The organism is Chamaesiphon sp. VAR_48_metabat_135_sub (genome assembly GCF_031418915.1).
In the GTDB taxonomy this organism is placed as follows: domain Bacteria; phylum Cyanobacteriota; class Cyanobacteriia; order Cyanobacteriales; family Chamaesiphonaceae; genus Chamaesiphon.
Genome location: NZ_JANOJV010000007.1, coordinates 1 through 11,400, shown reverse-complemented (window position 1 = coordinate 11,400; position 11,400 = coordinate 1). Strand labels below are relative to the sequence as shown.

The window sequence follows — 11,400 nt, the reverse complement described above, 5'->3', positions numbered from 1 at the left end:
ATTATTCAACCACCACAGATTGCTGAAGCGATCGAAAAAATGGTTGATGGTAAACTCTAGAAGAGCGGGGAGCGGGGAGCGAGGAGCGGGGAGCGGGGAGGGAGGAATGATTCTAATACTTAGTCATTAGTTATTAGTTATTCGGGCATTGATATTTTCTAAATCTCCTCCCTCCTCTCCAAACTCCCCCTCCCCCCTCAATTAAAATAACTAATCTATATTTACTATGCAAAAACAGCGAGTTATTTTAGGCTTAATTATAGTCCTCGTTATCGCCGCGATTACGCTGCTATTTAATAAGCCGATGCGCTTGGGATTAGATTTGCAAGGAGGTTCGCAATTGACTATTCAGGTGAAACCTACCAAAGAACATCCGACGATTAGTCAACTGGATATCGATGCTGTCCAAAAGGTGATCGAAAATCGGATTAATGGTTTGGGTGTATCCGAAGCACTGATCCAGTCTGCGGGGAATAATCAGATTTTAGTTCAATTACCTGGTGTCAACGATCCTCAACAAGCAGAACGAGTATTAGGTGGTACCGCCCAACTCGAATTTCGCGAGCAAAAAGTAGGTACCGAAGGACAATTAGGCGCGGAACTGGCAGTCCTCAATGAGGCGAAAGCCAAACAAGCAATCCTCAAAAAAACTAAATCTACAGATAAGCAAGCGATCGCCGAAAATCAAGTCACGATCGAGAAACAATATACTGAGATTAGTAAATTATTCGACAAAGCAACAATTACTGGTAAACAGCTCACTAATGCTAGCCCACAACCACTATCGGCTGACGCTTGGGAAGTAGCACTAGAATTCGATAGTGCTGGTGGCGAGGCTTTTGCCAAGATGACTAAAAGTTTAGCCGGAACTGGTCGATCGATCGGTGTCTTCTTAGATAATGTCCCAATTAGTACCCCGACTGTCGGCCCTACATTTGCCGCTACGGGTATTACTGGCGGTAAGGCAGTAATTACAGGTAACTTTACCACCGAAACCGCCCAAAATTTGGCAGTGCAACTCAGAGGTGGTTCGCTCCCAGTTCCTGTCGAAATCGTCGAAAATCGCACAGTAGGCGCAACACTCGGACGAGATAGCATTCAAAGCAGTATCTATGCTGGACTCGGTGGATTAGCATTGGTAGCCATTTTCATGGGTGTATACTATCGACTACCTGGGATCGTAGCTGACATTGCCTTAGTAATTTACACGCTGTTATCACTAGCTGCTTTTAATATTCTGGATGTAACTTTGACGCTCCCAGGAATTGCCGGATTTATTCTGAGTATCGGGATGGCTGTAGATGCTAACGTGCTGATCTTCGAGCGCACTCGTGAAGAACTCCAGACGGGTAAAACTTTGTACAAGTCGGTAGAGTCTGGTTTTCACCGCGCTTTTGATAGTATTTTGGATAGCCATGTTACGACGCTTATTTCTTGCGGGGCGTTGTTTTTCCTCGGTTCGGGATTAGTAAAAGGATATGCTGTTACCTTGGCTGTTGGGGTAGCAATCAGTCTATTTACTTCCCTCACTTGTACCCGCACTTTTCTACTGTTATTAGTATTAGGTTTCCCAGCCTTGCGTCAAAGAACTCAGTTGTTTGCACCAAACGTACCCAGTTTAGCAACTAAGTAAAACTGATTTAATCCGTCTAAAATTCTCGTGTAAATGTCTAGATTTTACCCCACCCCAGCCCTCCCCTTGTAAAACGGATGCGCTCGCTGTTCGCGTTCCTAGGGCACGTGTTAGCGCACCACGCAGGGGAGGGAGTAAAGCCCCCCTTTATAAGGGCGTTGGGGGTAAAAATCTCAGCTCTATTATAAATAATAAATCCAACTATATGAAAAAATTCAGTGTTACCAAACAGCGTAAATGGTGGTGGACGCTATCGAGCTTACTCATTTTGACAGGGATTGTTTCGATGATCTTATCGTGGACGAATCCAGAGATTGGATCGCCTTTACGCCGAGGATTAGACTTTACAGGTGGATCTAAATTACAGTATGAACTAGATTGTTCTATTGCTAGTAATTGTAAACCGATCGATATTGCTATTGTCCGCGAACTAGTCAAAAATCAAGGCATTGTCGATCCGATTATTCAGGTAGTTGGCAAAGATTCTACAGGCTTATCGATCAGAACTAAAGATCTCAAAGTTGATGCGAGAACAAAGCTAGAAGTAGCTCTGAGCGAAAAAATTGGTAAATTCGATCCCAAGAAAACTCAGAATGATACAGTGGGGCCAACTCTAGGGCAAGAATTATTCCAAAATGGTTTAGTTGCGATCGGGTTATCATTTGGATTAATCCTATTATATCTAACCTTCCGCTTTAAATTTGACTACGCTTTCTTTGCCTTTGTCGCTCTCTTCCACGATGTATTAATTACTACTGGAGTGTTCTCAGTCTTAGGTTTAGTTGGTGGTGTCGAAATCGATAGTTTATTTGTCGTCGCACTCTTGACAATTATCGGCTTTTCTGTTAACGACACAGTGGTTATTTACGATCGAATCCGCGAAGTAATTAGCCTCCATCCAGACCAACCAATTGACCAGATCGTAGATGATAGTATCAATCAAACCATGTCTCGATCGATTAACACCACTCTGACAGTTCTGCTCACCCTGCTATCCATCTACTTATTCGGTGGTGATACCCTCAAAAACTTTGCCTTGTGCTTGATTATTGGGTTTACGGCAGGAGCTTACTCTAGTATTTTTATCGCTAGTACCCTCTTTGGTTGGTGGCGCAAAAATCATCCCATGAAACCTGATGCAGTAGTGGTGAGTTCTGACGCTTAGGATCTATGTCTAGACTAAATCCTATCGAATCTTCTCCCGCCGAATTAGCCCCAGAAATCGAACTCGATCCGATTTTTAAAAACCAAATCGATAATCTCTACCGTCTAAATCTCTATGGTAGATGGGCAGTAATCGCGTTGACGTGGTTCACGATTGGTCTCTACAGCCTGTGGGAACTGCGCTACCCTATAAGTCTCATCCAAGAAGATTTTACCTGGGCTGCTGTCAAATATGGACTGATCTTCAATCTTGTTCCCGCGATTGGTTTATGTCTATGTGTGGGGATGATGACTGGTACCTTAGTTTGGCAAAGTCGGAATATTATCTGGGGCTTACCCAAAAAAGAACAACAGCGACTAATCCAACAAGTTGGCAATATTCGCAAACAAGGTAGTTCTCATCCTTTGTGGAAATGGGTAGTTAAATCAATTGATAATTGATCGTTAAACCAATTAAATTGATTTAACCACCTTTACCCCTTACCCTTTACCCCTTACCCTTTACCCTTTACCCTTTACCCCATACCTCACTATTTAATTTAACTAGCTCCAACAATTACCATCATGCAGTCTCCCACTCTCGATACCCAACATCCGCCCGAAGCTAAACTAATTGATGCTTGCGTACATTGTGGGTTTTGTCTCTCTACATGCCCTAGTTACCGTGTTTTGGGTACAGAGATGGATTCACCACGGGGGCGAGTGTACATGATGGATGCTCTGAATAAGGGCGAAATCGAACTTACGCCTGCGGTTGTCAGTCATTTTGATAGTTGCCTTGGTTGCTTGGCTTGCACGACTACCTGCCCGTCGGGGGTGCAGTACGATAAACTAATTACGTCGATGCGATCGCAAATTGCCCGCAATCATCCTCGTCCATTAGTAGAGCGGTTATATCGACAATTTATCTTTGGCTTATTTCCCTATCCAAATCGGCTGCGGTTGTTACTGATTCCCCTATTTGTTTATCAGAAACTCGGCTTACAAAAACTTGTTAAACAGACAGGAATCCTCGAAAAAGTTTCGCCTCACTTAGCGGGAATGGAAGCAAATCTTCCTGAATTGTCTCTTAGTACGTTTCAGGATACTTTACCCGAATTAATTCCCGCTCAAGGTACGAAAAGGTATAGAGTGGGGATGATTTTAGGTTGCGTTCAAAAGCTATTTTTCGATCGAGTCAATCAAGCTACCGTTCGAGTTTTGACGGCTAATGGTTGCGAAATAGTCATCCCTCAATCTCAAGGCTGTTGCGCGGCTTTACCCCATCATCAAGGCGAAGAAGAACAAGCAAAAACCCTCGCTAGACAAATGATTGACAATTTTGCCGAAACAAATGTTGATGCTATTATTATCAATGCGGCTGGTTGCGGACATACATTAAAAGAATACGGCGAATTGCTGCAAGACGATCCTGAATATGCTCAAAAAGCGATCGATTTCTCAGCTAAAGTTAGAGATGTCCAAGAATTTTTAGTTGAAGCCAAACTCACTACTCCACTATCACCCATCTCTAACGATCGACTCACTCTAGTTTATCAAGATGCTTGTCACTTATTGCACGGACAAAAAATTAGCAGCCAACCCCGCCAACTCCTCAACCAAATCCCAAATGTCACACTAACAGAGCCGTTAGATGCAGCCTTATGTTGTGGAAGTGCTGGCGTTTATAATATGCTCCAGCCAGAAACAGCCAACGAATTAGGTACTCTAAAAGTTAAGAATCTAGTCAATACCGGAGCGACAATTATCGCCTCGGCAAATCCTGGTTGTACTCTGCAAATCGCCAAACATTTAGAATTACAAGGTCATCAGACTAAAATTCTACACCCGATCGAGCTTTTAGATCTATCAATCCGAGGACTGAAATTAGAGACTGATGCATGATTTCCGCAGCAGGTAGGGGTAATTCATGAATTACCCCTACCTGCTGCGGAAATCAAAAATGTAGAAATATTTAGATCCAATTAAAGATCCAAAAATCCCATAGTCGGTAGTGTAAATCGTTTTTCTCGATCGATAATCCCAGATAAATCGGCAACCAAAACACAAAAGCACCAGCGATACTAAAAATCGTTGTCAATCCCGCTGCTTGCCATAATTTAGAACTACTCCGCAATGATACATCTACCAACCATCCTAAACCCATAATAGCAAATAACACGGCACCCATATAGTGATAAATAAATAAACAGCGAGTAACTTTTACCCAGGGTAATAGATTAGCCGCATAGTTAACTACTATAAATAATGGCACGCTAATGTAACTAATATTGAGTTCTCGAATCGGTGCTAAAATATTATTTTGAATAATTAACCACGAATTTTTAATAATTATCCAAATCGATCCAAAAATTGCAGCCAGAGCCAACCACCATAATAGTGGATTACCCATTGCATGGACATCGTAATAATAGTTTGGTTTGTACTCTGTAAAATAATAAGCTAACGGACGCATTAATAGCGGCCAAGTATACCAATTTGCACAGTATGGATGAACACCAGAGCCATTATTAACTTGTTCGTGATAGTTAAAAATCGACCACTGGACATCGATAAAATTGGGTTCTGGATTCTGAATTAGATGAGGAATCCACAATACACTATAAGTAAAAAGTGGGACAATTACTAGGCTAATAAAAACTTCAATTATAGGAATATTAGCTAATCTAAATAATTGGGAATTAGTGACGATCGAGGATTGGCGATTTGACTCGATCGATCTCCATACTTTTGCTATGATTATGAGAATATATGCACCCAATAAAAAGGACAAACCATTCCATTTACAAGAGACTGACGCACCGAAAGAGATACCAGCACCTAGGATAATTAATCGGTCATATTTTTGATTATTTCTATTAGCTAGTAATAATAAAAACTGTCCCAATAATCCAAATAAAACTAAGAAAATGTTATTTAATGCATAGCGAGATTCAATTAAAAATAATCCATCTAGACTAATAAATAAAGCAGCCAAAAAAGCAGAACTCATCCGCTGACTTAATTGATAAGCTAATCCAGCAACTAGTGGCGGAATCAACGAACCAAAAAAAGCATTCATCCAGCGATAACTAAATGTTGAATGCAACGAGCCTGTCAGATTATTTGTGGTATCTTGCCCGATAGGTAGTCGATCTCCGATCCAAATACCGATCGCAATTAGATATTGACTGAGTGGCGGATGTGAATTAAAAAATGGTGTATTCGTGAGATAGTTATTTGCGAACTTAGCATAGTAAATCTCATCGAATACAAATACATTGAATCTTCCCAATCCCCAAAAACGCAGCACTATCGATATCGCAAAAACGATAATTAGTCCCTTAGTAGCAAGCTTTTGATTACTTTCTGTGTCTAAATTCAAGCTCTTTTATAGCAGTAAAGGTGTAGTAAACAAGATTAAAAAATAACATCGAATATCGAGCTATTTAAGGTTCGACTCGCGGACATACTCAGATGGCAATTATCAATTATCAAAGCTGCCAAGGTAGTTGACGGTATTTAAGATAATAACCACCACCACTGATTAAAATAATAAATATTGCCCCGATTCCCAGTGAATTAGGCAACCAAAATATAGCGTCGATATGATTGATTTCTCCAGGTTTAAGTTGCCAAGTCATTTGACGATCGTTCGTCGTTTTGACACCAACAATATTTCCAGGAGCATCACTATTTTTTACACCCCAAGGGCTTTGGAGGCTAAAATCGAGATCGACAAAATTATCCGATGCAACAGAGACTTTTGGATCGCTAGATTCGATCGAGAGTGCGCGCAGATCGATATCATAGATCAGGTGACTTCTCACTACTAGTAAGAAGTTACTCTGATTAATTTGCATGTGAGAATTGAACTTCGATCCAGATTCCGTATTAGCCAGATTCGGATTAAAATATCGATCGATCTTAGTGACTAAATCTTGGGCATTATTAAAAGGAATAGTTACTTGGAGTTCCCGATCTGTCAACCGCTCGATCTTCCCTTCCGCTTGTCTCGCTCGCTGCTCGATACTTGCTACCCATGTTTGGACTGCATTTTGACTGAAACTATTTAATTGTTCGCCAAGTTGAATGTGTTCGACAATCTCTCCATAATTGAGACTAGAAAAATTGACACCAGTATCATACTTGACACAACCAGATAGCACGATCGCGATCGCACAAAATACGATCCCTAATTGTCTATTAATTAGACTCAGCAATCGATTAAATTTATATTTATTAACTATAATCTTCATAATTAGGCTCCTCGATCGCATCGATCTTATCAGAATCCTGGGCTATTTTCGCGGAAGCACTCACTACAAAATTCCGCCCTCAATCCTAAATCATTTTCAAGAGAAATATTACCGTCAAACTGTTTACCGAGTCAAAAATAGCTGTGGAGATAGCTTAAATCGCTCCGCTAGAGCCTGCGCCTGAACGGTATTAATTGGCTTCTGTCCCGCCAACACTTGTGTTAGAGTATCGCTAGAGCTAAAAATTTCTACTAAATCTGTCCGATTTATGCCACTAGATTCGATGATATGTAGTAAAATTTCAGCAGGAGAAGACTCATCGATCGTATAGTGTTGTGCCTCGTAAGTTTCCACTAACATCGTAACGAGATCGTATAGTGCCGATTCTTCAGGGGTTTGGTCTTGTTTAAATGTCAATCGTTCGGCTACAGCTAAAAATTGTTCGTACTCAGCCTCCGTTTCAATTATCTTTGGCGTTACTTCTGCAACAAGCTGACTATACACTTTGAGATTAATAGTTTGGGTCATTTTTCCAGACATCCTTATCGTATTCAGCGTGGGTTAAAAAGTATTTAAAGTAAACTCGCTGTTTCACATAATTAATACCTACAATTAAGCGATAATTATTTCCTTTGATGTTGAAAACAGTAAAGTTACCAACAGCTTCAGCATCTCGATATACTTTACGGATGTCTTCCAAGCTAGACCAATCGGAGCTTTTTATCACTGTATACCAAGCTTCAACAGCTTTTTTGGCATCGAGATATGTGTAAGCCTCGTTTCTGAGGGTTTTGATGGCAATTAGACGCATACTCGTTATTTTAGCTTTTTCTCGATTTTATAGATTTTAAAATTTGCTTAAATAAATTACTAGTGCGCGACTTAGCTCCTGCATTTTCGTTTCTATTCATGGTATAATCAGGGGCTTTGCCATCGCTAATCGACCCGTCTCTATGAAAGCTCAAACTATCGCTCGTGAGTTAGCTCTGCTAGCCCTACCCCAGTTATCGAAGGCGCATAAGAAAATAGCGCGAGAACAACCACGCGAGTTTCAGCTAACTTTGGAAGAGATGATGGTAAAAGCAATCTCTACCCTTAGAGAAGAGACTCAAGAAGCATTAGAAGCAGCCACAGCAGAATTACAGCGCAGTAACGACAGGCTATTGAATAGTCAAACTAGAGCTAGTGACGTTGATAGTGCTAGACTGATGACCACAGAAGCGATCGAGTTAGTACGATCGGCGATCGACAGGCTGGGACACGCTTTAGAAATGCCAGAATTAATTAATAATTTTAATCGTCCCGATGTCCGTAATTATGCATTGCAATTATTAGTCAAAGCTACGGAAGAAGCCACCGAAATCGATACACTTTTGAGTAAAAGTATTGTAGATTGGCAGCTAGGTCGTTTACCGAAGATCGATCGAGATATTCTCAGACTCGCAGTAGCTGAAATAGTCTACATGGGTTTAGAAGAAAGGATCGCTATTAATGAAGCAATAGAACTGGCAAAGCGTTACAGCGATGACCAAGGGCGGAAATTAATCAATGGTGTTTTACGTCGAGTTACCGAACAATTAAAGCCAGGCGCAAGTCTCGGAACTGTCGAAAGTTACGAGTAAAATGTTTTAATTTACTCCAAGATCCCCCTCCCGTAAGTTCTAATTCATAATTCATAACCCATTATTCATTATGGTTTTCGATTGGTTTCGTCGGAAGTTTGATAAATCTGAATCTGAGTCAGTACCCGATACCGAACAGGTAGAAGAATCTGCTGGAGAGGAAGAGGAACTTGTCGCGTCAGAAGAGGAAGAGAAATCACAGACAGTCAGTGAGGAAGTTGCGACTGATTATTTAGCTTGGGCGAAAGCAGCCTACCAAAATATTCAGCAGCAACAGGAATCAGCATCCTTAGTAGAGCCAGAGCCTGAATTAATCACAGTAGAAACTAGTGATGCTCCTGTTGATGAGCTGAAAATCGAAACAGATAGCCCCGATATTGAACCAGATCTAGAAGCAGCCGACAGCGAAACCGATGTAACAGTTGACGAGCCGGAAGACACACCAGCAAGCGAAGAAAGCATCCCCATTTGGGCGCGAGATGACCGTCAACAGCGATTAGAACAGCTCAAGGCTACGGCGATAGAACCTGAAGCACCAGAGGCACCTGCGGCTGATGTAGAGCTAGATGACGATTTCTTATGGTCTGCGAAAGTGCTGGCCGATCGCGGACGGACACCAGAACAGGTATCATTAGACGAGATTAACTGGCTCAAAAAATTACGTCAGGGGTTGGATAAAACTCGACGGGGATTTGTCAATCAATTAAAAGCCCTGATCGGTCAAGGTCCACTGAATGCAAATGCGGTAGAATCGATCGAGACTTTATTACTTCAAGCCGATGTTGGTGTCGAAGCAACTGACTACGTAATTGAGACATTGCAGGCAAAATTACGCCAGGAATCCTTACCACCAGATGAAGCAGTCGCTTACCTCAAACAAATTTTACGCGACTTACTCGATAAGCCTTTCCAAGAAAATTACAGCAGCGAATTTTTACCTACTCAAAATGAACTAAATATCTGGTTGCTAGTCGGCGTAAATGGAGTTGGTAAAACCACCACCATCGGAAAACTTGCCCACATGACTAAATCTTCGGGTTATCAATGTTTAATTGCCGCTGGCGATACCTTCCGCGCCGCCGCAGTCGAACAAGTAAAAGTATGGGGAGAACGCAGTGGAATTGAAGTAATTGCCAATCCAGGACAAAATACCGATCCCGCCGCCGTAGTTTTCGATGCAATTAGTGCCGCCCAAGCGCGAGGAACTGAGTTACTATTAGTCGATACTGCCGGAAGATTGCAAAATAAAAAAAATCTGATGGATGAGTTGAGTAAAATCCGGCGCATTATCGATAAACAAGCAAATGGTGCCCAAGTTGAATCTTTATTGGTACTTGATGCTACTCTAGGACAAAATGGTTTGCGTCAGGCGCAGGTATTTGCCGAAGCAGCTAAGTTAAGTGGTGTAGTATTAACTAAGTTAGATGGTACCGCCAAAGGTGGCGTGGCTCTAGCAGTCGTTCAACAACTGGGTTTACCAATTCGGTTTGTTGGTGCTGGCGAAGGTATCGAAGATTTACGCCCATTTTCTAGCTATGAATTTGTTGAGGCTTTATTAAGTGGTTAGGACTTACCCCGTATGAATTATGAACCACAAATTATGTCAGTAGCTGCTCTGGAAGAATTAGTAGCAAGTCTCCACCGTCAACAAAAGAAAACTCACGAGCTACTGAGTAATTTGGGTTTCGCGCTGCGAAGTTTTAAAAATCTGAATCAGTTTTTGGAATTAATTCCCCTAATGATAACCCGTGTGACCGACGGTGAAGGTGGAGCAATTATTATATTCAAAAAAACTGGTCAATTGCAGATTCAACAATTGCATTGTCAAGGCGAAGGGAACTGTAACGATTTACGTCAGCGGATTGAGTCAGCAATTTTCCAAACTTTGACAGATGTATCTGAAGATCGGAAAATTAGTTTCCATCCCGATTTTTGGGAAAAATTAGAGAGCCGAATCGAACTCGATCTCGACTATCGAGTCAAGGTTTTCAAGACCGCAATTTTACTCGAAAATGGCGAAAGGGGTAGACTATACGTCTTTACCCGCAATCCGAATTATGAGTGGACGGAAGATCGCCAAAAACTATTACAATTAGTTGCCGATCAAACTGCCGTCGCGATCCATAATGATGAATTAACGGTAGAATTGCGGAAGAAAGAACGACTCGATCGAGAATTAGAAATCGGTGCCGAAATTCAAGAGCGATTATTACCGAAAAAGTTTCCAGATATTCCAGGCTTAGAATTAGCAGCCTGTTATCTCAATGCTAATCACGTCGGTGGCGACTACTATGATTTTATCCCTGCTAATTACGATCGACTCACCAACAACCCAGATGATAATACCATCACCAGTAAATGGAGTATCACGATCGGCGATGTGATGGGTAAAGGTGTCCCCGCAGGGCTAATTATGACCATGACACGGGGGATGCTCCGCGCCGAGGTACTAAATGGTCATTCCCCCGCACGTATCCTCCAGCACCTCAATCGGGTAATGTATGAAGATCTAGAAAATTCTAGTCGATTTGTGACATTATTTTATTCAGAATACGATCCGCTAACTAAAATCCTCACCTACACCAACGCCGCCCACAATCCGCCCCTATACTGGGAAGCAGCTACAGATCGGATTTCGCGCTTGGATACCCAAGGGGCGTTAATCGGGTTAGATGTCGATTCTCGATACGAAGAAGATCGAGTTCAGCTTTATGAAGGGGATACCATCATTTACTACACTGAT

11 protein-coding genes are annotated in these 11,400 nt (G+C 41.7%); 7 read left to right on the top strand and 4 right to left on the bottom strand.

From position 1 onward, the window contains the following. Positions 1-226: 226 nt before the first annotated feature. From secD to RMO55_RS00230, 4 genes are all read left to right on the top strand, one after another. The gene (gene secD / locus RMO55_RS00245) at positions 227-1,633 is read left to right on the top strand and encodes a protein translocase subunit SecD (RefSeq protein ID WP_310421713.1); all 1,407 of its coding nucleotides are present in this window, start codon (positions 227-229) and stop codon (positions 1,631-1,633) included. Positions 1,634-1,838: 205 nt separating this feature from the next. Next, positions 1,839-2,798: a protein translocase subunit SecF gene (secF, locus tag RMO55_RS00240; RefSeq protein WP_310421711.1), complete on the top strand. Its 960-nt coding sequence runs from the start codon at positions 1,839-1,841 to the stop codon at positions 2,796-2,798. Positions 2,799-2,803: 5 nt separating this feature from the next. Further along, positions 2,804-3,238: a hypothetical protein gene (locus RMO55_RS00235; RefSeq protein ID WP_310421708.1), complete on the top strand. Its 435-nt coding sequence runs from the start codon at positions 2,804-2,806 to the stop codon at positions 3,236-3,238. 123 nt (positions 3,239-3,361) lie between these two features. Further along, the gene (locus RMO55_RS00230) at positions 3,362-4,681 is read left to right on the top strand and encodes a (Fe-S)-binding protein (protein ID WP_310421706.1); all 1,320 of its coding nucleotides are present in this window, start codon (positions 3,362-3,364) and stop codon (positions 4,679-4,681) included. 70 nt (positions 4,682-4,751) lie between these two features. Here RMO55_RS00230 and RMO55_RS00225 read toward each other — a convergent pair whose 3' ends face one another. From RMO55_RS00225 to RMO55_RS00210, 4 genes are all read right to left on the bottom strand, one after another. Further along, positions 4,752-6,161: a phospholipid carrier-dependent glycosyltransferase gene (locus RMO55_RS00225; protein ID WP_310421704.1), complete on the bottom strand. Its 1,410-nt coding sequence runs from the start codon at positions 6,159-6,161 to the stop codon at positions 4,752-4,754. A gap of 109 nt (positions 6,162-6,270) precedes the next feature. Next, positions 6,271-7,035 (bottom strand): DUF3153 domain-containing protein, encoded by a 765-nt coding sequence (locus tag RMO55_RS00220; RefSeq protein WP_310421702.1) that lies wholly within the window; start codon positions 7,033-7,035, stop codon positions 6,271-6,273. 123 nt (positions 7,036-7,158) lie between these two features. Then, a complete protein-coding gene (locus RMO55_RS00215) occupies positions 7,159-7,563 on the bottom strand; it encodes a transcriptional regulator (RefSeq protein ID WP_310421700.1) in 405 nt (134 codons plus the stop codon). Continuing rightward, complete coding sequence (locus RMO55_RS00210) at positions 7,547-7,846, bottom strand: type II toxin-antitoxin system HigB family toxin (RefSeq protein ID WP_310421698.1); 300 nt, start codon at positions 7,844-7,846, stop codon at positions 7,547-7,549. The genes RMO55_RS00215 and RMO55_RS00210 overlap by 17 nt, the downstream gene beginning before the upstream one ends. A gap of 142 nt (positions 7,847-7,988) precedes the next feature. On the opposite strand from RMO55_RS00210, the gene nusB reads away from it, so the two are divergent. From nusB to RMO55_RS00195, 3 genes are all read left to right on the top strand, one after another. Next, positions 7,989-8,657, top strand: a complete 669-nt coding sequence (gene nusB / locus RMO55_RS00205; protein ID WP_310421695.1) for a transcription antitermination factor NusB — start codon at positions 7,989-7,991, stop codon at positions 8,655-8,657. Positions 8,658-8,727: 70 nt separating this feature from the next. After that, complete coding sequence (gene ftsY, locus RMO55_RS00200) at positions 8,728-10,224, top strand: signal recognition particle-docking protein FtsY (protein ID WP_310421692.1); 1,497 nt, start codon at positions 8,728-8,730, stop codon at positions 10,222-10,224. A gap of 12 nt (positions 10,225-10,236) precedes the next feature. Next, on the top strand, positions 10,237-11,400 hold a 1,164-nt coding region (locus tag RMO55_RS00195; RefSeq protein WP_310421688.1), incomplete at its 3' end, for a PP2C family protein-serine/threonine phosphatase.

Bases quoted from the DNA above. Each gene is read 5' to 3' on its own strand.
- nusB (WP_310421695.1), top strand. From the start codon at position 7,989: ATGAAAGCTCAAACTATCGCTCGTGAGTTAGCTCTGCTAGCCCTACCC.
- secF (WP_310421711.1), top strand. From the start codon at position 1,839: ATGAAAAAATTCAGTGTTACCAAACAGCGTAAATGGTGGTGGACGCTA.
- secD (WP_310421713.1), top strand. From the start codon at position 227: ATGCAAAAACAGCGAGTTATTTTAGGCTTAATTATAGTCCTCGTTATC.
- ftsY (WP_310421692.1), top strand. From the start codon at position 8,728: ATGGTTTTCGATTGGTTTCGTCGGAAGTTTGATAAATCTGAATCTGAG.
- RMO55_RS00210 (WP_310421698.1), bottom strand. From the start codon at position 7,846: ATGCGTCTAATTGCCATCAAAACCCTCAGAAACGAGGCTTACACATAT.
- RMO55_RS00230 (WP_310421706.1), top strand. From the start codon at position 3,362: ATGCAGTCTCCCACTCTCGATACCCAACATCCGCCCGAAGCTAAACTA.
- RMO55_RS00235 (WP_310421708.1), top strand. From the start codon at position 2,804: ATGTCTAGACTAAATCCTATCGAATCTTCTCCCGCCGAATTAGCCCCA.
- RMO55_RS00220 (WP_310421702.1), bottom strand. From the start codon at position 7,035: ATGAAGATTATAGTTAATAAATATAAATTTAATCGATTGCTGAGTCTA.
- RMO55_RS00215 (WP_310421700.1), bottom strand. From the start codon at position 7,563: ATGACCCAAACTATTAATCTCAAAGTGTATAGTCAGCTTGTTGCAGAA.